Below are 26,287 nucleotides of genomic sequence, written 5' to 3' on the forward strand. Positions count from 1 at the left end.
GGCGTCGCGGACCTCCCCGACGAGCTCCTCGATGACGTCCTCGAGGAAGACCACGCCGGTGACCGTCCCGCTCGCGTCGACGACGCGGGCCAGGTGCGCTCCGGTGCGGCGCATGGACGCCAGGGCGTCCTCGACCTCCTCCTGCGTGCCGAGCGTGCCGAGCTGGCGGATGCGCTTGTCCGGCACCGGCTGGTGGTAGCGCTCGTCGTCGGCGTAGAGCAGGTCCTTCAGGTGCAGGTAGCCGTGCAGGTCCCCGGCGGCGTCCAGCACGGGGAACCGGCTGAACCCGGTGCGCGCCACCAGCGCCTCCACGTCGGCGGGCGTGGCGCCCACGGTGACGGTGCGCAGGTCCGCCAGCGGCACCGCGATCTCCCCGACGCTGCGGTCGGAGAACTCCAGCACCCCGGTGACGAGGCCGTTGGGGTCGCCCAGGGTCCCCTCCCGCTGGCTCTCGGCGACGATCGACTGCACCTCCTCGACGGTGAAGGCGCTGGCGACCTCGTCCTTGGGTTCGACGCCCGCCAGGCGCAGCACCGCGTTGGTCAGGCCGTTCAGGGCCCGGATGACGGGACCGATCGCCCGGCCGATCGCCACCAGCGGCGGCGCCAGCAGCAGCACCGCGCGGTCCGGGCCGGCGATGCTGAGGTTCTTGGGGATCATCTCGCCCGCCACGACGTGCAGGTACACCACGACGGTCAGGGCGATGACCACCGCGACCGGGTGCACGAGGCCGTGCGGGACGTGCAGGGCCTCGAAGAGGGGTTCCAGCAGGTGCGCCAGGGCCGGTTCGGCGACGGCGCCCAGCCCCAGGGAGCACAGCGTCACCCCGAGCTGGCAGGTGGCGAGCATGAGGGAGACGTGCTCCATGGCGGCCAGCGCGGACCGGGCGCGGGCGCTGGTGGCGGCCAGCGGCTCGATCTGGCTGCGCCGCGCCGAGAGGACCGCGAACTCGGCGCCGACGAAGAAGGCGTTGCCGAACAGCAGCAGCACGCCGACCAGCAGGGACAGACCGGTGCTCACGGGCGGCCCCCCGTCGCAGCGCGAGCGACGTGGGCGCCGGAACCCGCGGGGCTCTCGTCGGTCGCGGGGGCGGAGACGGAGGCGGCGTGCGCGCCGGACTGCGCGGCGGCGGCGACCGCCGCGGCGGCCTCCACCGTCGACAGGCGCGGGCGCAGGCGCAGGCGGTCCACGCGGCGGCCCTCCATGCGGGTCACGCGCAGCACGGCGCCGTCCACCTGCACCTCGTCGCCCACGAGCGGGATGCGGGCCAGGCGGCTCATGACGAAGCCGCCGAGGGTCTCGTACTCCGGGGCTTCGGGGACCTCCACGCCGGTGCGGTCGTGCACCTCGTCGGGGCGGGCCAGGCCCGGCACGGTCCAGGAGCCGTCGCGGTGCTGGCGCAGCCCGCCGCGGTCGCGGTCGTGCTCGTCGGAGACGTCGCCGACGATCTCCTCGACGAGGTCCTCCAGGGTGACGACGCCGGCGGTGCCGCCGTACTCGTCGAGGACGAGGGCGAACTGCAGGCCCTTCTGCCGCAGCTGCAGCATCAGCGGCTCCAGGCGCAGGGAGTCCGGCACGCGGCGCACGTCCTGCATGAGGGCCGCGGCGGGCACCTCGTGGCGGCGGTCGAGGGGCACGGCGACGGCGGCCTTGACGTGCACGACGCCGCGCACGTCGTCGTCGTCGTCACCGGTGACGGGGAAGCGGGAGTGCCCGGTGCTGCGCGCCAGGGCGATCACGTCGGCGGCGGTGTCGTCCAGGCGCACGGCCTCCATCCGCACCCGCGGGGTCATCACGTCGGCGGCGGTCTGGTCGCCGAAGACGAGGGTGCGGCTGAGCAGGTTGGCGGTGCCCTGGTCCAGGGTGCCCATGTCGGCGGAGCGGCGCACCAGCGAGGCCAGCTCGCGCGCGGAGCGGGCTCCGGACAGCTCCTCCTGCGGCTCGACCCCGATGGCGCGCAGGAACCGGTTGGCGCTGCCGTTCAGGACGGCGACCAGCGGGCCGGTGACCCAGGTGAAGCCGCGCTGCAGGGGCGCGGCCACGCCGGCGGTGGGCAGCGGCAGGCTCAGCGCGAGGTTCTTGGGGATCAGCTCGCCGACGACCATCGAGAAGGCCCCGGCGATGACGACGCTGGCGATGGCGGAGGTGGTCGCGGCCGCGCCCTCGGACAGTCCCGCGGCCGTCAGCGGCACGTCCAGCAGGGTCGCCAGCGAGGGCTCCATGAGGTAGCCCAGCAGCAGCGTGGTGAGGGTGATGCCGACCTGGGCGCCGGACAGCTGGGTGGACAGGGTCCGCAGCGCCGGCAGCACGGCGGCGGCGCGGCGGTCACCGCCCTCGGCGGCCCGCTCGACCGTCGAGCGGTCCAGGGTGACGAGGGAGAACTCGGCGGCGACGAACACGGCCGTGCCGAGGGTGAGCAGGACCCCGACGAGCAGGAGGAGCCACTCGGTCAGCACGGGGGCTCCCCGGGCGAGACCGGGCGGGGGTGGGGAGGGGGGCCGCTGCGCGGCCCGGGAGATGAGTCCATGGCGCTCGGATTCTAGGAGCACCGGCCCCCGGCGCGCCCGTCCGCACGGGGCGCCGGGGGCAGCGGTGCCGCCGCCGGTCAGCGGCGGCCGAAGTCGCCCTTGCGCAGCGTGGCGTGCACGCCGACGGTGCGGTCCACGACCTGCGAGACGTGGAAGTCGCCGGCGGCGCTGAGGTAGGCGTAGGCGACCGGGCCGGGCAGGCCGAGGTCCTCGGTGAGGAAGGACATCGCGTTGCGCACCGCGGTGCGCATCGCCACGTCGAGGTCGGTGCCGTTGCCGCCGCCGTCGGGACCGTCCGGGTCGGACAGGCCGACGGGGATCCAGTGCTCGGGGGTCTCGGCGAACGGGTACTCGCCCGCGATGCGCGGGGCGCCGTCGCCGGGGCGCACCACCGACAGGCGCACCGTGGCGCGCAGCGAGCCCTCCATCGCCGTCAGCGCCACCTCGCCGTGCCCCTGCGCCATGTGCGGGTCGCCGACGAAGAACATCGCCCCCGCCACCTGCACCGGCAGGTAGAGGGTCGAGCCGACGACGAGGTCCTTGACGTCCATGTTGCCGCCCGCGACGGTCGGCGGCACGGAGTCGACCAGCGCGGAGGTGTCGCGGGCCACGCCCATCATCCCGAGGAACGGCGCCAGCGGGAAGCGCGGCCCCGCGGTCCCCGGCATCACCCCGACGAGGTCGCCGCCGGAGGCGGCCACGGGGGTGAAGACGCTGACGTTGCCGCCGGCGTTGAAGTACTCCGCCAGGGCGGGGTCGTCCTGCCAGGCGCCGGGCAGCTCGTCGGGCAGCGCGCCCTTGCCGTGCCGGTTGGAGATCACGCCGTAGGGCACGCGCAGCGCGAGGTCGAGGACCTCGACCTTGAGGACGTCGCCCGGCTCCGCGCCGGCGACCGCGACGGGGCGGCTGACGACGTGCGGCCCGGGGCCGTCGTGCGGGACGCGGGCCGCGATCTGCACGGCGTCGTCGAGGACGTCTCGCTCGTCGACCCCGAAGGAGGTGAAGTAGCCCAGGGGGTCCTGGCCCTGGTCCTCCAGGACGCCCTCGTGGGAGACGGTGTCGAGGGTGACGACGGCCCCGGATCGCACCACGGCGACCGGCTCGGTGTCCCGGTTGGGCAGCCGCCCCCACAGGACGTTCCCGGCGGTGGAGGGCACGTACGCGCCGCGGCGGGGACCGCGGCCGGACTGCAGGGTGCGCAGCGCGGCGGTGCCGGGGTTCGCTGCGGCGGGGACGGCCGACAGGGCCGCGGGGACGGCGGACAGGCCGGCCGCGGCGGCCAGGAGGGAGCGGCGGCGGGGGTGCTGGGTGGTCACGGGCGCACTGCACCAGCGGCGTGTTCCGCGCGGGTTTCCCGCCCGTTTCGCGCCTGTGACGAGCCGTTTCGTCCCTGTGACGGTCCGTGCGGCCGGCAGGCGGCTCAGAAGAGGGTGTCCCCCGCGAGGAAGGTGACCAGCGGGTCGACGCACCGGCGCGCCGCCCGCAGCAGCGAGTCGTGCCCGCACCCGGCGGCCACGAGGGCCGTCGCCGACGGCACGGCGGCGGCGAACTCGGTCGCGGCCACGCGGAAGTACCCGGGGCTGCGCTCGCCCGCGAGCAGCAGGGCACGCGCGGGCAGGCCGGCGTAGGCGTCGACCGGGGAGTCCAGCTGCAGCCCCGCGCGGGTCTCCCGCAGCACCTGCGGCAGCCGCGCGGCGGTCGACCGCCCCCACCCGGTGCGGGCCAGCACCCCGCCGACGAGCCGCTGCACCCGCTCGGAGCGGCCGGCGGCGGTCAGGCCCAGGGAGCTGCTGCGCAGGTGCCGGTCCAGGTGGGCCAGCGCCAGGTCCGGCGAGCCCGTGGCCAGCGCCCGAGCGGCCTGCTCCAGCGCCTCCTCCGGCACCGCGCCGTCCAGCGGCAGCACCGCGTCGTAGACGGCCACCCGGTCGATGCGGCGCTCCAGCAGCCCACCGGTGGCGAGCAGCGCGACCAGGCCGCCGAGGCCGTGCCCGAGCACCCGGCGCGCGCCGGTGGCCGCCAGCACCGCCCCGAGCAGGGCGACGTCGTCGGCCACGGCGTAGCGCGCGCCGGGGCGCCCGACCGACTCCCGGTCGTAGCGGTGCACCGTGAAGCGGGTGCCGAGCCGCTCGGCCAGCCGGGCGTGGTCGGCCGCCGGGCGGGCGCCGTGCACGAGGACCAGCCCGGGCCCGGCGCCGCCGGTGAGGACCTCGACGGGCGAGCCGTCCGCGCGGCGGACCCCCTCGAGGATCACCGCACCACCCCCCGCCGGTCCCGCGCCGGGCCGCTCACCGGCCCGTCACCAGCCCGCGGGCAGCGGGCGGCCCTCCTCGTACCCCGCGGGGGACTGCAGGCCGACCACGGCGCGCTCGGCGAACTCCGCGACCGTGCGCGCGCCGACGTAGGTGAACGACGAGCGCACCCCGGAGGTGATCTGGTCGATGAGGTCCTCCACGCCGGGCCGGGCGGGGTCCAGGTGCATGCGCGAGGAGGAGATGCCCTCCTCGAACAGGCCCTTGCGGGCGCGCTGGAACGGGGAGTCGGCGCGGGTGCGGGCGGCCACCGCGCGGGCGGAGGCCATGCCGAAGCTCTCCTTGTAGGGGCGACCGTCGGCGTCCACGGCGAGGTCGCCCGGGCTCTCGTGGGTGCCGGCGAACCAGGAACCCACCATCACCTGGCTGGCGCCGGCGGCCAGGGCGAGCGCGACGTCGCGCGGGTGGCGCACCCCGCCGTCGGCCCACACGTGCGCGCCGAGCTCGCGGGCGGCGGCCGCGCACTCCAGCACCGCGGAGAACTGCGGGCGGCCCACGCCGGTCATCATCCGGGTGGTGCACATCGCGCCCGGGCCCACGCCGACCTTGACGATGTCGGCGCCGGCCGCCACGAGGTCGCGCACGCCCTCGGCGGTGACGACGTTGCCGGCCACGACGGGCACCTGCGGGTCCAGGCCGCGCACGGCGGCCAGCGCCTCCAGCGTCTTCTCCTGGTGGCCGTGGGCGGTGTCGACGACGAGGGTGTCCACGCCCGCGGCCAGCAGGGCCTTCGCGGTGCCGGCGACGTCGCCGTTGATGCCCACCGCGGCGGCGATCCGCAGCCGGCCCGCGTCGTCCAGCGCGGGGGCGTAGACGGTGGAGCGCAGCGCGCCCGTGCGGGTCAGCGCGCCGGCGAGCACCGGGCCGTCGCCGTGGTCGCGCACCACGGGGGCGAAGCGGCGCCGGGCGGTGTGCAGGGCGTCGAAGGCGGCCTGCAGCCCGTCGCGCTCGACGACGTCGGCGTCCAGCGTCACCGGCGAGGGGCTCATGACGGACCCCACCTGCGTGAAGCGGTCGACGTCGGCGCAGTCGGCGGGCGTGACCACGCCGAGCACGCGCCGCTCGTCGTCGACGACGACCGCGGCGCCGTGGGAGCGCTTGGGCAGCAGGTTCAGGGCGTCGTGCACGGTGTCCGAGGGGTGCAGCACCACGGGCGTCTCGAAGACCCGGTGGCGCGCCTTGACCCAGGAGACGACCTCGGCGACGACGTCCAGCGGGACGTCCTGCGGCAGGACGGCCATGCCGCCGCGGCGCGCGACCGTCTCGGCCATGCGGCGGCCGGAGACGGCCGTCATGTTCGCCACCACGAGGGGGACGGTGGTGCCGGTGCCGTCGGTGGTGGCGAGGTCCACGTCGAGGCGGGAGACGACCGAGGACCGGCCCGGCGCCAGGAAGACGTCGTTGTAGGTCAGGTCGTGGGCGGGCACCTGCCCGGTGGTGAAGCGCACCCCCCCAGGGTAGGTGCGCGACGGCCCCGGTCGGATCGGGTGGAGGGCTCGTGCACGCCGCCCGCACCCGGGCCGCGCCCCGGCGCCAGCGCCTACCCTCGGGGACCATGAGCACGGGCCCCTCCCCCGCCGGCGGCGCCGCGGGCGCACCCACCCCCTCCCGCACGGCCGTCGTCGTCGAGGACGAGCCGACCATCGCCGACGCCGTGGCCCGGCGCCTGCGCGCGGAGGGCTACACCGTGGAGACGGCCGGCGACGGCCCCGGCGGCGTGGAGCTGTGCGAGCGCCTGGACCCGGACGTGGTGGTGCTGGACGTCATGCTGCCCGGCTTCGACGGCCTGGAGGTGTGCCGGCGGGTGCAGGCCTCGCGCCCCGTGCCGGTCCTGATGCTCACCGCGCGCGACGACGAGACCGACAAGCTCGTCGGCCTGGGCGTCGGCGCCGACGACTACATGACCAAGCCGTTCTCCATGCGCGAGCTCGTGGCCCGCGTGAACGCCCTGGTGCGCCGGGTGGAGCGGGCCCGTCAGCTCGTGGGCACCCCCGCCGCGGCGGGCACGCTCACCTTCCCCGTCGACGGCGGCGAGCTGGTGGTGGACCGCGACCAGCGGCGGGTGCGCCGCTCGGGGGCGGAGGTGCACCTGACGCCCACCGAGTTCGACCTGCTGGTGTGCCTGGCGGCCTCCCCGCGCACCGTCCTGACGCGCGAGAAGCTGCTGGAGGAGGTGTGGGACTGGGCCGACGCCTCCGGCACCCGCACCGTGGACAGCCACGTGAAGGCGCTGCGGCGCAAGCTCGGCGCGGACCTGGTGCGCACCGTGCACGGCGTCGGCTACGCCTTCGAGCCGTCCGCGCCGGAGGGCTCGCCGTGAGCGGCGGCCGGGGGGCCGGGCCCCGCGAGCACGAGGAGCTGCCCGGGGCCACCGGCACGGGTCTGACCGGGCCGATCCCGCTGACCGGGGCGGCCCGCGACGCGCGGGTGCAGGCGCGGGCGAGCGTGCACGGCGAGCCGGTGCGGGCGGGCACGGCCGGCACGGGGGCCCGCACGGTCCGGCGCGGCTGGCCGGACGTGCGGCCGCTGGACCCGGTGCACTCGCTGAAGACGAAGCTGGCGCTGCTGGTGGCGGCGTCGGTGACGGTGGCCACGCTGCTGGTGTGGGCCGGGCTGCGGCTGGAGGCGCTGCGGCTGGGGCCCCGGTACACGCTGCCGGTCGCGATCGTGATCACCCTGGTGTTCACGCAGCTGCTGGCGCGCGGCATGACGTCCCCGCTGCGCGAGATGACCGCGGCGGCGCGCGCCATGGCCACCGGCGACTACTCCCGGCGGGTGCGCTCCACCAGCAGCGACGAGGTCGGCGAGCTCGCCGAGGCGTTCAACCGGATGGCGCAGGACCTGGAGGCCGTGGACCGCGAGCGCCGCGAGCTCGTCGCGAACGTCAGCCACGAGCTGCGCACGCCGGTCTCGGCGCTGCACGCGGTGATGGAGAACCTCGTCGACGGCGTCACCGAGCCGGACCACGAGACGCTGAGCACCGCGCTGGCGCAGACGGAGCGGCTGGGCCGGCTGGTCGAGCAGCTGCTGGACCTCTCGCGCCTGGACGCGGGTGCGGTGTCGCTGGACCGCGAGGAGCTGGCGCTGGAGCCGTTCCTGGCGCAGGCCACCCGGGCGATGTCGATGACGGGGCGCGACGTGCGGTTCGCTGTGGACGTGGACCCGGCCGGGCTCTCGCTGGAGGCGGACTCCGCGCGGCTGCACCAGGTGGTGGCGAACCTGCTGGACAACGCCTCCCGGCACTCCCCGCCGGGCGGCACGGTGCGGATCTCGGCGCACGCGGCCGGGGCGGTGGTGCGCATCAGCGTGCAGGACGAGGGGCCGGGCATCGCCGACGCGGACCGCGAGCGGGTGTTCGAGCGCTTCCAGCGCGGCAGCGCGCGCACCGACGGCGGCACGGGGCTGGGCCTGGCGATCGCCCGGTGGGCGGTGCAGCTGCACGGCGGCACGATCCGGGTGGGACCGACCCCGCCGCAGGGCGGCTGCCGCATCGACGTGCACCTGCCGCGGGAGGTCGCGCCCGCCCGCTGACGGCGCGGCGCGCCGGGCGTCGCGCCGTGCCGCGACGCTCCCGGGCGCGGGTAGGGTGGGAGTGCGCCCGCGTAGCCCGACCCGAGGAAGAAGGCGACAACGCCGTGCCTCAGCAGCCCTCGCCCCACGAGGACAAGCTCGCCACGTTCGGCCCGAACGAGTGGCTCGTCGACGAGCTGTACGAGCAGTACCTGCAGGACAAGCACTCGGTCGACGAAGCCTGGTGGGACTTCTTCGCCGACTACACCCCCGCGGACAACCCGGCCGGCTCCACCACCGCCGCCCCGGCGGGCGGCGCCTCGAACGGCTCGGCGAGCAGCTCGGCGAACGGCGCCTCGAACGGCGCCTCGAACGGGTCCGGGAACGGCTCGGCGAACGGCGCGCCCCGCGACGGCTCCGCCCCGCGCGGCGCCGCTCCCGCGCCCGCCGCCCCCGCGCCCGCCGCGCAGGCACCGTCGGCGGCACCGGCCCGGCGGTCCGACGTCGCCGCACCCGCCCCCGCGAAGGCCCCCGCACCCGCGAAGGGCGCAGCGCCCGCGCCCGCGAAGGCCCCCGCCCCGGCTCGCGCGGCCGGCGGCGCGCCGCCGCAGGCACCGGAGAGGGCCCCGGCGCAGCGGGCCTTCCCGGAGCAGGACACCGTGGAGAAGCTGCGCGGTCCCGCCGCGCGCGTGGTGACGAACATGGAGGAGTCGCTCGAGGTCCCCACGGCCACGAGCGTGCGGGCGGTCCCGGCGAAGCTGCTGGTGGACAACCGCATCGTCATCAACAACCACCTCAAGCGCGCCCGCGGCGGCAAGGTCTCCTTCACGCACCTCATCGGGTACGCGATCGTCGAGGCGCTGGGGCAGATGCCGTCGATGAACGCGGCGTACGCCCTGGACGAGAAGGGCAAGCCCGCCGTCCTGCACCCGGCGCACGTCAACCTGGGCATCGCCATCGACCTGCCCAAGCCCGACGGCTCCCGCCAGCTGATGGTGCCGGCGGTCAAGGAGTGCGAGTCCAAGGACTTCGCGGAGTTCTGGGCCTCCTACGAGGACGTCGTGCGCCGCGCGCGCGGCGGCAAGCTGACCACGGAGGACTTCGCGGGCACCACGATCAGCCTGACGAACCCCGGCACGATCGGCACGGTGCACTCGGTGCCGCGCCTGGTGAAGGGCCAGGGCGCGATCATCGGCGTCGGTGCGATGGAGTACCCGGCGGAGTACCAGGGCGCCAGCGAGGAGACCCTGACGCGCCTGGCGGTCAGCAAGGTCATCACGCTGACGTCCACGTACGACCACCGCATCATCCAGGGCGCCGGGTCCGGCGAGTTCCTGCGGATCGTGCACGCCAAGCTGCTGGGCGAGGACGGGTTCTACGACCGCGTCTTCCAGGCGCTGCACATCCCGTACCAGCCGATCCGCTGGACCGCGGACATCTCGGTCTCGCACGACGACCAGATCAACAAGACCGCGCGCGTGGTCGAGCTCATCCACGCCTACCGGGTGCGCGGGCACCTCATGGCCGACACCGACCCGCTGGAGTACCGCCAGCGCGTCCACCCCGACCTCGAGATCGAGTCGCACGGCCTGACCCTGTGGGACCTCGACCGCGAGTTCCCCACCGGCGGCTTCGGCGGCAAGGCGCACATGAAGCTGCGCGACGTCCTCGGCGTGCTGCGCGACTCGTACTGCCGCACCGTGGGCATCGAGTACATGCACATCCAGGACCCGGAGCAGCGCCGCTGGATCCAGGACCGCGTGGAGCGCCCGTACGCCAAGCCCAGCGCCGCCGAGCAGCTGCGCATCCTGCGCCGCCTGAACGCCGCGGAGGCGTTCGAGACGTTCCTGCAGACGAAGTACGTGGGGCAGAAGCGCTTCTCGCTGGAGGGCGGCGAGTCCGTCATCGCGCTGCTGGACGCGCTGCTCTCGCGGGCGGCCACCGCCGGGCTGGACGAGGTGTGCCTGGGCATGGCGCACCGCGGCCGCCTGAACGTGCTGACGAACATCGCCGGCAAGAGCTACAGCCAGGTGTTCCGCGAGTTCGAGGGCGTCCAGGACCCCCGCACCGTGCAGGGCTCCGGGGACGTGAAGTACCACCTGGGCACCGAGGGCACCTTCACCGGCGAGGACGGCGAGCGGACCAAGGTCTACGTCGCGGCCAACCCCTCGCACCTGGAGGCCGTCGACCCCGTCCTGGAGGGCGTGGCGCGCGCCAAGCAGGACCGCCTCAACATGGCGGGAGCGTCCTTCCCGGTGCTGCCGGTGCTGCTGCACGGCGACGCCGCGTTCGCCGGCCAGGGCGTGGTGGCCGAGACGCTGAACCTGTCGCAGCTGCGCGGGTACCGCACCGGCGGCACCGTGCACGTCGTCATCAACAACCAGGTCGGCTTCACCACCGCGCCCGCGTCGGCACGCTCGTCGGTGTACGCCACCGACGTCGGCCGGATGATCCAGGCGCCGATCTTCCACGTGAACGGCGACGACCCCGAGGCGTGCGTGCGGGTGGCCCAGCTGGCGTTCGAGTTCCGCCAGACGTTCGACAAGGACGTCATCATCGACATGGTCTGCTACCGCCGTCGCGGCCACAACGAGGGCGACGACCCGTCGATGACGCAGCCGCTGATGTACAACCTCATCGAGAAGAAGCGCAGCGTCCGCAAGAGCTACACCGAGCAGCTCATCGGCCGCGGCGACATCTCGGTGGAGGACGCGGAGGAGGCGCTGCGCGACTACTCCGCCCAGCTGGAGCGGGCGTTCGCCGAGACGCGCAACGGCGAGGCGAGCGGCGGCGACGGCGACAGCCGCGGCGGCCTGGAGCGCCCGAGCGCGCAGGAGGCCGACGACCAGGCCCCCGTGACCACCCGGCCCACCGCGGTGGACGCCTCGGTGCTGGAGCACATCGCGCAGGTGCAGGCCAACCCGCCGGAGGGCTTCACCGTCCACCCCAAGCTGCGTCAGCTGCTGGACAAGCGCCTGCAGATGACGCGCGAGGGCGGCGTCGACTGGGGCTGGGGCGAGCTGCTGGCCTTCGGCTCGCTGCTGATGGAAGGCACCCCGGTGCGGCTGGCGGGGCAGGACTCCCGCCGCGGCACGTTCGTCTCGCGCCACGCGGTGCTCACCGACCGGGTCACCGGCGAGGAGTGGACGCCGCTGCTGTACCTGGGCCGCGAGGGCGCCGAGCAGGCGAAGTTCTGGATCTACGACTCGCTGCTGAGCGAGTACGCGGCCATGGGCTTCGAGTACGGCTACTCCGTGGAGCGCCCCGACGCGCTGGTGCTGTGGGAGGCGCAGTTCGGCGACTTCTTCAACGGCGCGCAGACCGTCATCGACGAGTTCATCGCCGCCGGTGAGCAGAAGTGGGGCCAGCGCTCCTCGGTGGTGCTGCTGCTGCCGCACGGCTACGAGGGCCAGGGCCCGGACCACTCCTCCGGGCGCATCGAGCGGTTCCTGCAGCTGTGCGCCGAGGACAACATGACGGTCGCCGTGCCCTCGACGCCCGCCAGCTACTTCCACCTGCTGCGCCGGCAGGCGTACGCCCGCCCGCGGCGCCCGCTGGTCGTCTTCACCCCGAAGTCGATGCTGCGGCTGAAGGCGGCGCAGTCGGCGGTGGAGGACTTCACCACCGGCACCTTCCGCGAGGTCATCGGCGACGAGTCCGGCCTGGACCCGCAGCAGGTGGACCGCGTGCTGCTGTGCAGCGGCAAGGTGTACTGGGACCTCGTCGCCGAGCGCACCAAGCGCGGCGACGACCGCACCGCGATCGTGCGGGTGGAGCAGCTGGCGCCGCTGCCGGTGGACGCGCTGCTGGCGGCCGCCGGCGAGTTCCCGGGCGCGGAGCTGGTGTGGGTGCAGGAGGAGCCGGCCAACCAGGGCGGCTGGCAGCACGTGGCGATGAACCTGTTCGCCGCGGGCACCCGCCTGCGCCGCGTGTCGCGGCCCGCGTCGGCGTCCCCGGCCGCCGGCTCGGCCAAGCGCCACCAGGCCGAGCAGCAGCAGCTCGTCGCGGAGGCCTTCGACCGCTGAGCAGCGGCCGCTGAGCGCCGCTCGCACGACGCCCCCGTCGCCCACCCGGGCGGCGGGGGCGTCGTCGTACGCCGACCCCGACGCGGAGCAGACGCGCGGGAGGTGGACCACGTGGCGGTGACGACACCGGAGGGTGGTCGCCCGGTCTCCTGGGACGAGCACGACGCGCTGCCGGAGGACACCCACGAGGCCATCGCGGGCTGGGAGCGGCGCACCGGGACGGACGCCTCCATCCCCGACGTCGTGGTCCACGGCGCCGCCGCTGCGACCGACGACCGCCGCTTCACCGGCACCCCGGCGCTGTGCGTGGAGGTCCTGTCCACCGACCGCCGTGACGACCTGCCGCTGAAGACGACGAAGCACGCGACGGCGGGCCTGCCCCGGCACCGGATCGCCGACCCGCGAGAGCGCACCCCGACCACGTACGTCCTCGACGACGGGGCCTTCCGCCCCACCGCCGTCCTGCGCCCGGCCGACGGCGCGGTCGAGCTGGGCCTCGGCGTGGCGCGCCTGGAGCTGGACGTGGCGGCGCTGCCGGCCCCGTAGGGGCACTATCCTCGCCCGGGCACCCCCGACGAAGGACAGGAGCACCACACCCGTGCGCGAGGACCAGCTGTGAACGGCCGCTACGACGTGCGGGTGTGCCTGGTGGGCGACGAGTTCGTGACCGGCGTGGGCGACCCGCGCGCGCTGGGCTGGGTGGGTCGCGTCTCGGCCCGCACCCCCCGCGAGGACCGCGACATCACCCTGTACCCGCTGGGCGTGCCCGGCGAGACCACGACCGACCTGAACGCCCGCTGGCGCGACGAGACGGCCCGCCGCTTCGCCGGCGGGGACGAGCACCGCCTCGTCGTGGGCCTGGGGCACGCCGACCTCGACGCGGGCACCACGCTGGCGCGCAGCCGGCTGAACCTGGCGAACGTCCTCGACGAGTGCGAGGCGCGCGGTCTGCCGACGCTCGTGGTCGGTCCCACCCCGGTGGCCGACGAGGAGCGCAACGACCGCATCGCGGACCTCGCCGACGCCTTCGCGGACGTGTGCACCCGCCGCCGGGTCGTGTACGTGGACACCTTCGGGCCGCTGGCGAGCCACGAGGACTGGTACGCCGACCTCGCCGCCGGCGACGGGGTGCACCCCGGGCAGGCCGGTTACGGCCTGCTCGCGTGGCTGGTGCTGCACAGCGGCTGGTACGACTGGCTGGGCGTCCCGCAACCCTGACGGGCCGCACGGCACGCACCGGCCGGCACGCACCGGCGCGGTGTCACAGCAGGCGGCGCCAGTACCGCTCCGGGGCGTCCAGGAGGAAGCGCCAGTCGCGCACCAGGTCCAGCTCCTCCCACTGCACGGGCGTCAGGCCGCGCTCGTCGAGCTGGAGCACGTGCGCGCCGGGCAGCGACGTCAGCAGCGGCGAGTGCGTCGCGCACAGCACCTGCCGCCCCTCGGCGGCCGCCGCGGCGAGCGAGGCGCCCAGCAGCAGCTGGTTCTCGAACGACAGCGCCGACTCCGGCTCGTCGAGCAGCAGCACCGACGCCTCGCGCACCCACGGGCTGCGCAGCAGCACCTCGGTGAACCCCTCGCCGTGGCTGACGCGGTGCAGCGCGTGCGGGGGCGGTGGGCCGTCGCCGACGTGCGCCGCCTCCTCCAGGTAGGTGTAGAAGCGGTGCGCGGTCTCGGCGCGCAGGAAGAACACCGACCCGCGCCGCCCCGCGGAGCGCACCGCCCGCAACCGGCCGGCGAGGCCGGAGCGGTCGGTCCCGCGCCCGCGGTCCGCCCCGGCCATGTGCGCGGCCGAACCGCCCTCGGGGTGCACGCCCAGCACCTCCGCGACCGCCTCGACGAGCGTGGACTTGCCGGTGCCGTTCGCGCCGACGAGGAACGTCACCCCGGCCGGCAGGTCCAGCCCCTCGCGCAGCAGCTGCGCGACCGCCGGCACCGCGTCCGGCCAGGCGCCCGGGTCCACGGCGGCGCCGGGGACGCGCTCGACGCGCCGCACGGGACGTCCCTCGCTGCTCACGCGGCCCAGGGTGCCGCAGCCCCCCGACACCACGGCCCCCGACACCGCGGCTCCCGGAACCGCGGCCTCGCCGCAGCGGCGCGCGACCGGCCGGGCACGCGGCGGCACCGGCGTGTGACATCCGCGTAACGAACCCCCTGCGCACGCACCGCCGTGCGTTCGCACCCCGCGCGGTGGTCCACACTGTCCTGGCTCACCACGACTCCGGAGGTACGTCCCGTGCTCCTCAGCACCCCCCGCAGGTCCCTGCTCGGCGCGGCCGGCACGTTCGCGCTCGGTGCCCTGGCGCTGGCCGGGTGCGGGTCCGACTCCCTGTCCGGTGCCGAGCCCTCCTCCCCGGCGTCGACGTCCGCCGCGGCGGTCGAGGTCACCGCCGACCCCGCGCTGACCGCGATGCTGCCGCAGTCCGTGCAGGACTCCGGGGTCCTGCGCGTGGGCACCAACGCCGAGTACGCGCCCAACGAGTTCCTGCGCGACGGCGAGGTCGTCGGCATGGACATCGACCTCATGGACGCCGTGGCGGCCAAGCTGGGGGTCGAGGCGGAGTACCAGAACGCCGGGTTCGACACCCTCATCACCGGTGTGCAGGGCAACCGCTACGACGCCGCGATCTCCTCGTTCACCGTGAACCCCGAGCGGCTGCAGCAGGTGAACATGGTCCAGTACTTCAACGCCGGCACCCAGTGGGCGGTGCGCGAGGGCAACCCCGACGGGATCGACCCGCAGAACCCGTGCGGCGCGACCGTGGCCGTCCAGAACGGCACCGTGCAGGCCGACGTGGACCTGCCCGCGCGCCAGCAGGAGTGCGCCGACGCCGGGCAGCCCGCCATCGACGTGGTGCCCTTCGACTCGCAGCAGGACGCCACCGCGGCGCTCGTGCAGGGCCGCGTGCAGGCCGTGCTGGCCGACTCCCCCGTCGTGGGGTACGCCGTGCAGCAGAGCGAGGGGATCGAGCTGGTCGGCGACGTCTACGACGCCGCGCCCTACGGCGTCGTGGTGCCGAAGGAGCAGACGCAGACCGCCGAGGCGATCTCGCAGGCGCTGCGGGCGCTCGCCGAGGAGGGCGCCTACGACGCCGCGATCGAGGCGTGGGGCGCCCAGGAGGGCGCCGTGGACGAGTTCCCGGTGAACCCGGCGCAGTGAGCGGGCGCGGTCCCGTCGAGGACGCCCGGCCGGGGCGGATCGACGCGGTGGAGGTGCGCCACCCGTGGCGGTGGGTGGCGCTGGCGGTCATCGCGGTGCTCGTGGCGATGCTCGCGCACCTGCTGGTGACCAGCCCGGCGTTCGACTGGGCCTTCACCCTGGAGGTGATGAACCAGACGGCGGTCATCCGCGGCCTGCTGCTGGGCACCCTCCTGATGACGGTGCTGGCCATGGTCATCGCCGTCGTCGTCGGCGTCCTGCTGGCGATCGCGCGCCTGTCGGACAACCCGCTGCTGTCGGGCTCCGCGTGGGTCTACACGTGGTTCTTCCGCTCGGTGCCCCGGTACGTGCTGCTGTTCCTCACCGGCACCCTGGGGGCCCTGTTCGCGGACGGGCTCTCGCTGGGCGTGCCGTTCGACTTCCTGCTCACCGACGTCCTCGGCACGCCGGAGCTGCGGTTCTTCAGCGTGGACCAGGCGACGGTGTACGCCTGGCTCGGCGGGTACGCCGGCGGCGTGCTGGCGCTGGGGCTGTCCGAGGCCGCGTACATGGCGGAGATCGCGCGCGCCGGGCTGCTCAGCGTGGACCGCGGCCAGCACGAGGCGGCCGCCGCGCTGGGCATGACGCAGCGGCAGGTGATGCGCCGGATCGTCCTGCCGCAGGCGATGCGCGTCATCGTGCCGCCGACCGGCAACGAGGTCATCGCGATGGTGAAGGACACCTCGCTGCTGAGCGCCCTGCCGGTGACCGTGGAGCTCTTCTACCAGGTCACCCTCATCAGCGGCCGCACGTACCAGGTGCTGCCCGCGCTGGCCGCCGCGGTGATCTACTACCTGGTCCTGACCAGCGTGCTGATGGTCGGCCAGCACTTCCTGGAGCGGCGCTTCGGCCGCGGGTTCGGCCGGGGTCCCGGCGCGAGGACGGCGGCCGCGGGTGTCGCCGTCGGGCCGGGGGCGCAGAAGTGAGCGCCCGCGCGGCCGGCGAGCCGCTCGTGCGGGCGGTGAACGTCCACAAGTCCTTCGGGCACGTGGAGGTGCTGCGCGGCGTGGACCTCGACGTCCACGCCGGGGAGGTCGTGTGCCTGCTGGGGCCCTCCGGTTCGGGCAAGACGACGTTCCTGCGCTGCCTCAACGCCCTGGAGCGCATCGACGGCGGCCGCATCCGCGTCGACGGCGAGCTCATCGGCCTGGAGGAGCGCGGCGGCCGGCTGCACCGGCTGACGGACCGGCGCCTGGCCGAGCAGCGCCGCGACATCGGCATGGTGTTCCAGCGCTTCAACCTGTTCCCGCACATGACGGCCCTGGAGAACGTCGTCGAGGCGCCCGTGCGGGTGCGCGGGGTCGCGAAGGCGCAGGCGCGCGAGCGGGCGCTGGCGCTGCTGGAGCGCGTCGGCCTGGCCGACCGGGTGCACAGCTACCCGGCGCAGCTGTCCGGCGGGCAGCAGCAGCGCGTGGCGATCGCCCGGGCGCTGGCGATGCGGCCGAAGCTGATGCTGTTCGACGAGCCGACGTCCGCGCTGGACCCCGAGCTCGTCGGGGAGGTGCTGGCGGTGATGCGCGAGCTCGCCGCGGACGGCACCACGATGGTCGTGGTGACGCACGAGGTGGCGTTCGCCCGCGAGGTCGCCGACCAGGTGGTCTTCATGGACGGCGGTGTCGTCGTCGAGCGCGGGGCCCCCGCCGACGTCATCGGCAGCCCCCGCCACGAGCGCACCCGCACGTTCCTGGCGCGCGTGCGCGACGACGGCTGACGGCGGGTGCGGGGCGGCTCAGCGCGGGACCGGCCGCCCCGCGCCCGTCCCCGCCGGCGGCTCGCCCAGCTCACCGGTCTCCAGGACCTCGGCCGCCACGTCGCGCAGCTTGCGGTTGGCGTGCTGCGAGACCCGGCGCAGGTCGGCCATGGCCTCCTCGCGGGTGATCTTCCGCAGCGCCATGAGGACACCCACGGCGGCGCCGATGTCGCGGTTGGAGGCGACGGCCTCGGCGAGGTGGTCCGCCCGCTGCCGGTGCGCGAACGCCGAGACGGCTCCCGCCGCGACGGCCACCAGGACGTCGGCCCGGGCGCGGTGCGCGGCGGGCAGCCCTCCCGGGACGGCGTACACGTTCACGCCCGCCGCCCACTCCAGGTCCTGCGCCGGCACCAGCGGCGCCGACAGGACGCTGCCCACCCCCAGGTCCGCGAAGCGGCGCACCACGTGCGGCCAGCGCTCGTCCGCGCCCACGTCGGCCACGTGCACGGGGCGGCCGGAGGCGATGGCCTCCAGGCACGGGCCGGCACCGGCGGCGTACTGCAGCTCGTCGCCGCGCAGGGGCACGTCCCCCGAGCTGGCGACGGTGGTGGCGCGCGGGCCGCGGCGGACGGTCACGCTGGCGCCGCGCAGACCGGGCAGCACCGCCAGGAAGGTCCGCACGACGGCCTCGCCGACCTGCGCCACCTCGTGGGCGCGGCCGACCGCGGTGGAGAGCGCCTCCGCGGCGTCCGCGAGGGCGGCGACCTCCTGCTGCGGGGTCGTCGGGTCGGTCACCGACGTCAACGCTGGCCTCCCACCGATCGGGTACGAGGCTCTTGCTTGAACCGGTCGACCAGACCCTAGTGGAGGTCCCCGGCACCGGCGGCACCGGGCACCGCGCCACCGGGGCCGACCGGGTCCACGGGCCCCACCACGAGCTCCGGCGAGCGCGCCCGGGACACGCACGGCATCACGAACGCCGCCCGCTCGGCCTCGGTGAGGACCAGGTCGCGGTGCTCCGCCTCCCCGGCCAGCAGGCGCAGCCGGCACGTGCCGCAGGTCCCGGAGGCGCAGGAGGCGTCCACGGCGATCCCGGCGCGCCCCAGCGCGGTCAGCAGCGTGCTGTCCTCGCCGACGTCCACGCGCTCCCCCGTCGGCGCCCACACGGCGGTGAACGGCAGCCGGCGCCCGCCGAGCGGGTCGACGCCGGCGAAGTCCTCCACGTGCACGCGGCTGGGCCGCCAGTGCGCGGTCAGCGCCAGGACCTCCTCCACCAGCCCGGTGGGGCCGCAGCAGTACACGCGGGTGTCGTCGTCCGGCTCGGCCAGGTACGGCCACAGGTCCAGGCGGCCGTGCACGGCGCTGTGGTGCACCACGGAACCGTCGGCGCCGAACTCGTCGAGGAACACCGTCTCCGCCGGGCTGCGCGTCAGGTACAGCACGGTGACGTCCGCGCCGCCGCGCGCGCGCAGCTCGGCCACCATGGAGCGCACGGGCGTGATGCCGATGCCGCCGGCGATGAACAGGTAGCGCCGCGCCCGGCGCAGCGGGAAGGCGTTGGCGGGTTCGGACACGGCGAGCTCGTCACCGACGGCGACGTCGTCGTGCATGCTCACCGACCCGCCGCGCCCGGCGGTGTCGCGGCGCACGCACAGCACGTACCGCTGCGGGGCGCGCGAGCCGGGCTCGACGAGGCTGTAGCTGCGCCGGTGCCCGGCGGGGGTGGTGACGGCGACGTGCGCGCCGCTGCGGTAGCCGGGCAGCGCCGCACCGGCGGGGTCGGCGAGCACGAAGCGGCGCACCGACGCGGTGAGGTCCTCCGTCTCGACCACCCGCAGCCGCAGGTCCTCAGGCACGCACCCCACCGCCCACGGCCAGCGTGCCGCCGGTGACGACCTCGACGTACAGGCCCATGACCTGGTGGCCGTACGCGCGCTCCAGCAGCTGCGGCACGGGCAGGTCGCGGCGGCCGGTGGCGGGGTCGACCTCGGTGGCGGCGCAGCGCACCGTGGGCTTCTCCCCGCGCACCCGCACCCCGCCCAGGTCGAACTCGGCGCCCAGCAGGTCCTGCTCGGCGAAGGCGGGCAGGCCGTCGACGTGCACGTTGGCGCGGAAGCGCAGCGGGTCCACCGGCGCGCCGGTGCGCTGCTCCAGGTCGCGCACGGAGGCGAGGTTGAGGACGGAGACGAGCTCCATCGCGCGGTCGCCGCCGGGGGCGGTGTCGGTGAAGCGGCGCCCCTCCTCGTGCGCCCACACCGGCAGCTCGCCCGGCGGCAGGTCCAGCACGCGGGCGAACAGCTCCAGGACGCGCTGCACGCCCTCGCCGGTGCGCAGGTCCGCGCGCAGCACCTCGTGCCCGCGCACGGCGACGGTGAACGCGCCCGTGGCGGCCTCCAGCCGGGTGGTCAGGCCGGCGAGGCGCGCCTCGTCGACGAGGACGAAGAACTGCCGCTTGGAGATGCCGCGGCGCGCACCGGGCGCGTACTCGCCACCGGGCCGGGCCAGCGCGAACCACCGGTCGAAGGGGAACGCGCGCCCGGCGCTCAGCTCCACCTCGCGCAGCGGTTGCGGGCTCAGGCCCTTGACCGGGTAGACGTGCAGCGCCTCCACCCGGCCCCTCGAGCTCCCCCGCGTCGTCACGGCGCCACGGTAGCGACCGGGCCCGCTCGCCCCGCCCGCCGGCTCCCGGCTCCCCGCGCCCCGGCCGCGCGCGGCGCCCCACCACTACCCTGCTGACCGTGACGAGCCTCGCGAGCACGACGGGTGAGATGACGGCCGGCGAGAAGCGGGTCCTGGTCGCCGCCCTGGAGCGGCAGCGCCAAGCCGTGCTGTGGAAGCTGGAGGACCTCGACGACGAGCGGCTGCGCCGGTCCCTGGTGCCGTCGGGCACGTCGCTGCTCGGCATCGCCAAGCACCTGGCCTCCGTCGAGCACGGCTGGTTCGGGCGCACGTTCGGGCGGGCGAACGAGGAGGTGCCCGACGAGGCCCTGGCCGAGGACCCGCACGCGGAGTGGCGCATCCACCCGTGGGAGACCACCGAGGGCGTGCTCGCGTACTACGCGCGGGCCCGCGCCGCCTCCGACGCCGTGGTCTCCGAGCTGAAGCTCACCGACCGCGGCACCACCCGCGGCGGCGAGGCGGTCTCGCTGCGCTGGGTGCTGGTGCACATGGTCGAGGAGACCGCCCGCCACGCCGGGCACGCCGACGTGCTGCGCGAGCTGCTCGACGGCCGCACCGGGGACCGCCCCGGCGCGTGAGCACCCCCCGGCGGTGACCCGGGCGAACTTCCGGGCGCGCGGGACGAAGGTCCCGCTCGCGCCCGCCGATGGGGGGCCGTGCGATCCCTCCGTCCCCGCTCCCTGCGCTCGCAGATCCTGATCCCCGGCGTGGGGGCCGTCGTGGTCACCGCCGGCCTGCTCAGCGCCTTGACCGCCCGGCAGGTCGGCGACCTCGCCGACGCCACCTCCGGCGACGTGCGCGCCATGTCCGAGCAGTCCCTGCGCGACGCCGGCGGGCAGGTGCTGGCGACCGTCGCCACCCAGTCCGCGGCCGTGCAGGACATGCTCGACGGCGACCTGCGCGCCACCGACGAGCGGCTGCTGGCGCTGGGCGCACCGCGCCTGGAGGGCAGCACCACCTGGACGGCCACGAACCAGGTCACCAAGGAGTCCGTGCAGGTAACCGTGCCGCAGCTGCTGTTCGGCAGCACCTCGCTGGGCCAGGTGACCGACCCGGGCCAGACCGTGCCGGCGGTGGACGCCGTGGCCGCCCTGACCGGCGCCCCGGTCACCGTGTTCCAGCGCGTCAACGAGGCCGGCGACATGCTGCGGGTGGCCACGACCGTGGTCGGCGCGAACGGCAAGCGCAACATCGGCACGTACATCCCCGCGGTGAAGGAGGACGGCAGCGCCACCCCGGTCGTGGCCTCGCTGCTGGCCGGGGAGACGTACCACGGCACCGCCGTCGTCGCCGACCAGCCGTACGTGACCGTGTACGAGCCGCTGCTCATCGACGGCGAGGTCGCCGGCGCGGTGTTCGTCGGGCTGCCCCAGGCCGACGTCACCGAGGACCTGCGCACGCGGCTGGCCGAGGCCACCGTGGGCCGCACCGGCCAGTACGCCGTCTTCTCCAGCGCCGCCGCCGTGCGCGGCACCGCCGTGGTCGCCCCCGACGGGGCCGCCGACGGCGACGCGATGCTCGACGCGCGCGACGCCGACGGCGAGCCGTACGTGGAGCGCCTGCTGGCGCTGGCCGCGGACCTGCCCGACGGCGGGTTCACCACGACGACCGTCGAGCTGCCCTCCGGCCCGCAGACCGTGGGCGTCTCCCGCTACGCCGCCTACGACTGGGTGGTCACCAGCTGGCTGCCGGAGGCGGACACCGCGGCCGTCACCGACCGCATCGCCGCCGAGCGCACCGCGCTGGTGCGCGACAACGTCCTGGCCGGCCTGGCGCTCGCCGCCGTCCTGGGGGTGCTGGTGGCCGTGCTGGTGCGCCGCATCGTCGGGCGCATCACCCGCCTGACCGCGGTGCTGCGCCGGGTGGCCGACCGGGACCTGTCCGCGGCCGGCACCGCGCACGACGACGGCGCCGACGAGATCGGCGAGATGGGCCGCGCGCTGGACGCCGCGGTGGCCGGCATGCGCGAGGCGCTGACGGCCATGAGCCGGGGCGCGGGCCGCCTGTCCGGCACGGCCGCGGGCCTGGAGAGCGCCAGCGCTCAGCTGGCCGGCACCGCCGACAGCACCTCCGCGGAGATCGCGCAGGTCGCCGGGGACGCCGGTGGCGTCTCCGAGGGCGTGCGGGACGTCGCCGAGGCCGTCGAGCAGCTGCGCGCGGCCGCCGACGAGGTCTCCGCCACCACCAGCGGCGTGACGGTCGTGGCCGGCGAGGCCGTGCAGCTGGCGCAGGCCGCCACGGGCACCGTCGAGCGCCTCGGCGGCTCCTCGCAGCAGATCGCCGACGTGCTGCGCACGATCACCGCGATCGCGGGGCAGACGAACCTGCTGGCCCTGAACGCCACCATCGAGGCCGCGCGCGCCGGGGAGGCCGGCTCCGGGTTCGCCGTCGTCGCCGAGGAGGTCAAGGAGCTGGCGCGCCAGACGGCGCAGGCCACCGAGGAGATCGCCCCGACCCTGACGGCCGTGCAGACGGAGGCGGCGGCGGTGCGCGCCGACATCGACTCCATCTCCCGCACGATCGCGCACATCGACGCGCAGCAGGCCACCATCGCCTCCGCGGTCGCCGAGCAGCTGGCCACGACCACCTCCATCGGCGAGACGCTGCGCGCGGCGGCCGCCGGCTCGGGCGGCATCGCCGGGGCCCTGTCCACGGCGGCGGGCTCGGTGGCCGGCACCACCGAGCAGGCCGCCTCGGTGCGCACGGCGGTCTGCGAGCTGACGCAGGTGGCCTCGGACCTGGACGCGGTCACGCGGCAGTTCACCCTCTGAGCGCCCTCCGAGCGCGAGCGGCGCTCCCGCGCGCACCCGCCGGGCGGTTCAGCCCGGCAGGTGCGCCCGGCGCGCCGCGGGGCGGGACGCCTGCCCCGGCACGGACGAGCGGCGCCGGTCCAGCTCCAGCGTGAGCGCGTAGCCGTACACGGTCAGCGCGGTCAGCACCCACAGCCACAGGCACACCGCGACGGCACCGCCCACCTGCGCGTAGCCGCCGAACGGGGCCCCCAGGTCCACCGGGATGGCCAGGAAGAGCACGAAGCCCTGCAGGAAGCCGGAGACGAACGCCCCCGTGCCGTAGGCGCCCCACAGCGTCGCCCACCAGCCGGGCCGCACCGGGCCCAGCACCCGGTAGACGTACACCAGCACCGGGGAGACCACGAGCCAGTCCACGTTGAGGGCGACGTACACCGCCACCGCGGTGCGGGGGCCGCCGTCGCCGAACCACCCGTCCAGGAACGGGGCCACCTCCAGCACCGCGAGGAAGCCCACCGGCGCCAGCAGCACCAGCGGCGCGGCGCGCAACCGCACCCGCCACCCCCCGGCCCGCCCGCGCACCGGCGCCGGCGGCGGCTCCGGGTGGCGGACGCTGACGCGCGCGAAGCCGCGGCGCAGCCCCTCCCCGTACACGGTCGCCGGCACCAGCGCCACCAGCACCGCCAGCCAGCCGACGTCCACGGCCGTGCGCACCAGGTCGCCGACGACCCGCCCGGCGCCCTGCGCGTCGGGCAGGGCGCGCCCGACGGCGTCGCCGAGCTCGACGACGCGCTCGGGCCCCAGGAGCACGGCCAGCAGCCGCACCGCCACGACGAGCGAGGGCACCAGGGCGATCGCGGCGTAGAACGTGACACCGGCCGAGACGAGGAACAGGTCGTGGCCGTGCAGGCGGGTGCGGACGTCGGCGAACAGCGAGCGCAGCCGCACCCACCGGCCCCGTCCCGCGCCGGGGGCGCTCACGCGCCGGCCGGGACGGGCCGCGCGAGCGCCCGGCGGGGCGTCGGGGTCCTGGCCGGCGCGGCCGCGGGCACGCTCAGCGGCGCGGCGCGCGGCTCGCGCGCCCCCCGGTAGGCGCGGCGGTAGGCGGTGGGGGTGGTGCCCACCAGGCGCAGGAAGTGCTGGCGCAGCATCGCCGCGGAGGAGAAGCCGCACCGGCGGGCGACCTCGTCGACGCCCTCGTCGCCGTCCTCCAGCAGCAGCCGAGCGGCGGCGACGCGCTGCTCCAGCAGCCAGCGGTGCGGGGTGACGCCGGTCTCGGCGCGGAAGCGGCGCGCGAAGGTGCGCGGCGACATGGCGGCCGAGCGCGCCCAGCGGGCGATGTCGAGCTCCTCGTCCAGGTGGGCCGCCGCCCACGTCAGGGCGCGCTGCAGGGACTCGTCCGCGCACGGGCGCACCGGCGCCTCCACGTACTGCGCCTGCCCGCCGTCGCGGTGCGGGGGCACCACCATGCGCCGGGCGATCGCGGTGGCGACGGCGGTGCCGTGGGCCTCGCGCACCAGGTGCAGGCACAGGTCGATGCCGGCGGCGGTGCCGGCGCTGGTGGCGATCGGCCCGTCCTGCACGTAGAGGACGTCGGGCACCACCTGGACGGCGGGGAACTCCCGGGCCAGCTGCGCGGCGTAGCGGTGGTGCGTGGTGGCCCGCCGGCCGTCGAGGTAGCCGCCGCGGGCCAGGGTGAAGGCGCCGCTGCACAGGCTGGCGACGGTCGCGCCGCGCGCCAGGGCCGCGTCCAGGTGCGGGGTGAGGACGGCGGCGTCCGGCCCGCGCAGCCCCACCGAGGGGCCGACGAGGACGAGGTCGGCCTCGTCCACCGGGTCCAGGCCGTGGTCGGGGGTCAGGGTGAAGCCCTGCGCGGAGCGCACCGGCTCCCCGCCGGGGGCGCACACCGAGAACTCGAAGGCGGGCACGCCGTCGCCGGTGCGGTCGATGCCGAACACCTCGCAGCCGATGGCGAACTCGAAGGTGGAGAAGTCCTCGCCGACGACCGCGGCGACCGAGCGCAGGGAGTCCACGCGGGGAGTCTGCCAGTGCCCGGCGGAGTTGGCAGGATGACGACGAACGTCGGCAGAGCTGCCACTCGGCGGCCCGGGCGCGCGCGGGCACGCTCACACCGTGACGTTCTCCGACTGGTTCTGGCTCACCGTCCTCGTCGTCCCGCCCGCGCTGGGCCCGCTGCACTGGCACCTCACCGCCCTCGGCCGCGCCGGCGACCCCTCCACCGGACCGGACGGCCCGCAGGGTCCCAGCGGCCCGGGCGGCACCGAGCGCCCCCGGGTGCCCGCACCGCGCGGCGGCTCCGGCGCGCTGGTGCGGCGCTGACGGCGCGACGCCCCGGCGCGTGCGCGGGCGCGGCAGCGCACCGGTGGGGCGGCGGCGTCAGGTCACCAGACCCAGGCGCCGCAGCTCCACCCCCAGGTCGTGCGGGCTGCTCGCCGCCTGCTGCGCGTCCTCCAGCGTGACGACCCCGTCGCGCACCAGCTCCACCAGGTGCTGGTCGAAGGTCTGCATCCGGTAGTACCCGCCCTCGCGGATCAGGTCGGTGATCAGGTGGGTCTTGTCCGGGTCGGCGATCGCGTCCGCGATGCGCCCGGTGTTCACGCACACCTCCATGACCACGCACCGGCCGCGCCCGTCCGCGCGCGGCACCAGGCGCTGGCACACGATGCCGCGCAGCGACCCCGCCAGCGCCAGGCGCACCTGCTTCTGCTCGTGCGGGGGGAAGAAGTCGATGATGCGCGAGACCGTCTCCGCCGCGTCGATGGTGTGCAGCGTGGACATGACGAGGTGACCGGTCTCCGCCGCCGACAGCGCCGCCTTCACCGTCTCCGTGTCGCGCATCTCCCCCACCAGGATCACGTCCGGGTCCTGGCGCATCGCGGCGCGCAGCGCGCTGCCGAAGTCCGCCGTGTCCAGGCGCACCTCGCGCTGGCTGACGATCGAGCGGTTGTCCTCGTGCAGGATCTCGATGGGGTCCTCGATCGTCACGATGTGGCTCTCGCGCACCGCGTTGACGTGGTCGATCATCCCGGCCAGCGTCGTGGTCTTGCCCGAGCCCGTGGGTCCGGTCACCAGCAGCAGGCCGCGGTGCTCCAGGGCCAGCTGCTCCAGCACCGCCGGCACCCCCAGCCCCGACAGCGGCACCGCCTTCGCCGCCACCCGGCGCAGCACCAGGCCCACCGCGCCGCGCTGGCGGAACGCGTTGACGCGGAAGCGGCCACCACCGCCGGGCAGGCTGTGCGCGAAGTCCGCCTCGTTCGTGCGCGCGAACTCCTCCACCAGGTCCGGCCGCAGGATCTGCCGCAGCATCTCCTCGGTGTCGTCGGCCGTCAGCGCCGGCGCCTGCAGCTGGCGCAGCCTGCCGTCGATGCGCACCCGCGGCGGCGAGCCCGCCTTGCAGTGCAGGTCGGAGCCGCGCAGCTCCACCAGGGCCCGCAGGTAGGGCGTGATGAGCGGTTCGGCACCGTCCAGGGCCGCTCCGCGCGCGCCGGCTGCCGGGGTGCTCTCCACGATCGTCACCCAGCCCGCATCGGGCGGGCCGCGCCCGACCTTGAGCACCCGTCACCCCGTGGGACGATGGGC

Annotated in this window: 23 protein-coding genes; 11 read left to right on the top strand and 12 right to left on the bottom strand. The window is 75.8% G+C overall.

The annotated features are described in order from the left end of the window. From V9U69_RS10900 to V9U69_RS10920, 5 genes are all read right to left on the bottom strand, one after another. Positions 1 to 1,020, bottom strand: a 1,020-nt coding sequence (locus V9U69_RS10900) for a hemolysin family protein (protein WP_337061829.1), incomplete at its 3' end; no start/stop codon positions are given. Continuing rightward, positions 1,017 to 2,453: a hemolysin family protein gene (locus V9U69_RS10905; RefSeq protein ID WP_442907729.1), complete on the bottom strand. Its 1,437-nt coding sequence runs from the start codon at positions 2,451 to 2,453 to the stop codon at positions 1,017 to 1,019. The genes V9U69_RS10900 and V9U69_RS10905, both read right to left, overlap by 4 nt. A 152-nt stretch (positions 2,454 to 2,605) precedes the next feature. Further along, positions 2,606 to 3,844 (bottom strand): acetamidase/formamidase family protein, encoded by a 1,239-nt coding sequence (locus V9U69_RS10910; RefSeq protein ID WP_337061832.1) that lies wholly within the window; start codon positions 3,842 to 3,844, stop codon positions 2,606 to 2,608. 104 nt (positions 3,845 to 3,948) lie between these two features. Further along, positions 3,949 to 4,779, bottom strand: coding sequence for an alpha/beta fold hydrolase (locus V9U69_RS10915; protein ID WP_337061834.1), 831 nt, complete (start codon positions 4,777 to 4,779; stop codon positions 3,949 to 3,951). Between the two features lie 45 nt (positions 4,780 to 4,824). Further along, entirely contained in the window at positions 4,825 to 6,285 is a 1,461-nt protein-coding gene (locus V9U69_RS10920) for a GuaB1 family IMP dehydrogenase-related protein (protein ID WP_337061835.1), read from the bottom strand. 107 nt (positions 6,286 to 6,392) lie between these two features. Between V9U69_RS10920 and V9U69_RS10925 the strand changes: the two genes are divergently transcribed. From V9U69_RS10925 to V9U69_RS10945, 5 genes are all read left to right on the top strand, one after another. Further along, the gene (locus V9U69_RS10925) at positions 6,393 to 7,157 is read left to right on the top strand and encodes a response regulator transcription factor (protein ID WP_337061837.1); all 765 of its coding nucleotides are present in this window, start codon (positions 6,393 to 6,395) and stop codon (positions 7,155 to 7,157) included. A 140-nt stretch (positions 7,158 to 7,297) separates the two neighbouring features. After that, positions 7,298 to 8,368 carry an ATP-binding protein gene (locus V9U69_RS10930; protein WP_442907730.1) on the top strand — a complete coding sequence of 357 codons (1,071 nt, stop codon included), beginning with the start codon at positions 7,298 to 7,300 and terminating at the stop codon, positions 8,366 to 8,368. Positions 8,369 to 8,472: 104 nt separating this feature from the next. After that, positions 8,473 to 12,372, top strand: coding sequence for a multifunctional oxoglutarate decarboxylase/oxoglutarate dehydrogenase thiamine pyrophosphate-binding subunit/dihydrolipoyllysine-residue succinyltransferase subunit (locus V9U69_RS10935; RefSeq protein WP_337061841.1), 3,900 nt, complete (start codon positions 8,473 to 8,475; stop codon positions 12,370 to 12,372). A gap of 111 nt (positions 12,373 to 12,483) precedes the next feature. Continuing rightward, entirely contained in the window at positions 12,484 to 12,918 is a 435-nt protein-coding gene (locus V9U69_RS10940; RefSeq protein ID WP_337061843.1) for a Uma2 family endonuclease, read from the top strand. Between the two features lie 69 nt (positions 12,919 to 12,987). Then, complete coding sequence (locus V9U69_RS10945; RefSeq protein WP_337061845.1) at positions 12,988 to 13,590, top strand: GDSL-type esterase/lipase family protein; 603 nt, start codon at positions 12,988 to 12,990, stop codon at positions 13,588 to 13,590. Positions 13,591 to 13,633: 43 nt separating this feature from the next. On the opposite strand, the gene V9U69_RS10950 is transcribed toward V9U69_RS10945, so the two are convergent. Next, positions 13,634 to 14,386 carry an AAA family ATPase gene (locus tag V9U69_RS10950; protein ID WP_337061847.1) on the bottom strand — a complete coding sequence of 251 codons (753 nt, stop codon included), beginning with the start codon at positions 14,384 to 14,386 and terminating at the stop codon, positions 13,634 to 13,636. 219 nt (positions 14,387 to 14,605) lie between these two features. On the opposite strand from V9U69_RS10950, the gene V9U69_RS10955 reads away from it, so the two are divergent. The 3 genes from V9U69_RS10955 to V9U69_RS10965 are packed head-to-tail and all read left to right on the top strand — an operon-like array spanning position 14,606 to position 17,279. Beyond that, positions 14,606 to 15,529 (top strand): ABC transporter substrate-binding protein, encoded by a 924-nt coding sequence (locus V9U69_RS10955; protein ID WP_337061848.1) that lies wholly within the window; start codon positions 14,606 to 14,608, stop codon positions 15,527 to 15,529. After that, positions 15,526 to 16,494: an amino acid ABC transporter permease gene (locus tag V9U69_RS10960; protein WP_337061850.1), complete on the top strand. Its 969-nt coding sequence runs from the start codon at positions 15,526 to 15,528 to the stop codon at positions 16,492 to 16,494. The genes V9U69_RS10955 and V9U69_RS10960 overlap by 4 nt, the downstream gene beginning before the upstream one ends. Continuing rightward, on the top strand, positions 16,491 to 17,279 hold the full coding sequence (locus V9U69_RS10965) for an amino acid ABC transporter ATP-binding protein (RefSeq protein ID WP_337061852.1): 789 nt from the start codon (positions 16,491 to 16,493) through the stop codon (positions 17,277 to 17,279). The genes V9U69_RS10960 and V9U69_RS10965 overlap by 4 nt, the downstream gene beginning before the upstream one ends. A gap of 18 nt (positions 17,280 to 17,297) precedes the next feature. Here V9U69_RS10965 and V9U69_RS10970 read toward each other — a convergent pair whose 3' ends face one another. The 3 genes from V9U69_RS10970 to V9U69_RS10980 form a co-directional block, all read right to left on the bottom strand. Further along, positions 17,298 to 18,053, bottom strand: coding sequence for a GAF and ANTAR domain-containing protein (locus V9U69_RS10970; RefSeq protein WP_337061853.1), 756 nt, complete (start codon positions 18,051 to 18,053; stop codon positions 17,298 to 17,300). 65 nt (positions 18,054 to 18,118) lie between these two features. After that, positions 18,119 to 19,114, bottom strand: a complete 996-nt coding sequence (locus tag V9U69_RS10975) for a PDR/VanB family oxidoreductase (RefSeq protein ID WP_337061854.1) — start codon at positions 19,112 to 19,114, stop codon at positions 18,119 to 18,121. Further along, a complete protein-coding gene (locus V9U69_RS10980) occupies positions 19,107 to 19,898 on the bottom strand; it encodes an MOSC domain-containing protein (RefSeq protein ID WP_337061855.1) in 792 nt (263 codons plus the stop codon). Before V9U69_RS10980 ends, V9U69_RS10975 begins: the two co-directional genes overlap by 8 nt. A 98-nt stretch (positions 19,899 to 19,996) precedes the next feature. Here V9U69_RS10980 and V9U69_RS10985 point away from each other — a divergent pair, with 98 nt between their 5' ends. Next, entirely contained in the window at positions 19,997 to 20,515 is a 519-nt protein-coding gene (locus V9U69_RS10985; RefSeq protein ID WP_337061856.1) for a DinB family protein, read from the top strand. 78 nt (positions 20,516 to 20,593) lie between these two features. Further along, positions 20,594 to 22,708, top strand: coding sequence for a methyl-accepting chemotaxis protein (locus V9U69_RS10990; RefSeq protein WP_337061857.1), 2,115 nt, complete (start codon positions 20,594 to 20,596; stop codon positions 22,706 to 22,708). A gap of 48 nt (positions 22,709 to 22,756) precedes the next feature. Here the strand turns inward: V9U69_RS10990 and V9U69_RS10995 are convergent, their stop codons facing one another. Both V9U69_RS10995 and V9U69_RS11000 read right to left on the bottom strand, forming a co-directional pair. Continuing rightward, positions 22,757 to 23,668: a YihY/virulence factor BrkB family protein gene (locus tag V9U69_RS10995; protein WP_337061858.1), complete on the bottom strand. Its 912-nt coding sequence runs from the start codon at positions 23,666 to 23,668 to the stop codon at positions 22,757 to 22,759. Beyond that, positions 23,665 to 24,720, bottom strand: coding sequence for a GlxA family transcriptional regulator (locus V9U69_RS11000; RefSeq protein WP_337061859.1), 1,056 nt, complete (start codon positions 24,718 to 24,720; stop codon positions 23,665 to 23,667). The genes V9U69_RS10995 and V9U69_RS11000 overlap by 4 nt, the downstream gene beginning before the upstream one ends. 100 nt (positions 24,721 to 24,820) lie before the next feature. Here V9U69_RS11000 and V9U69_RS11005 point away from each other — a divergent pair, with 100 nt between their 5' ends. Further along, positions 24,821 to 25,027: a hypothetical protein gene (locus V9U69_RS11005; RefSeq protein ID WP_337061860.1), complete on the top strand. Its 207-nt coding sequence runs from the start codon at positions 24,821 to 24,823 to the stop codon at positions 25,025 to 25,027. A gap of 57 nt (positions 25,028 to 25,084) precedes the next feature. On the opposite strand, the gene V9U69_RS11010 is transcribed toward V9U69_RS11005, so the two are convergent. Then, complete coding sequence (locus tag V9U69_RS11010) at positions 25,085 to 26,215, bottom strand: type IV pilus twitching motility protein PilT (protein ID WP_442907731.1); 1,131 nt, start codon at positions 26,213 to 26,215, stop codon at positions 25,085 to 25,087. Positions 26,216 to 26,287 lie beyond the last annotated feature (72 nt).

Source organism: Kineococcus sp. G2, assembly GCF_037154035.1.
Classification (GTDB): Bacteria; Actinomycetota; Actinomycetes; order Actinomycetales; family Kineococcaceae; genus Kineococcus.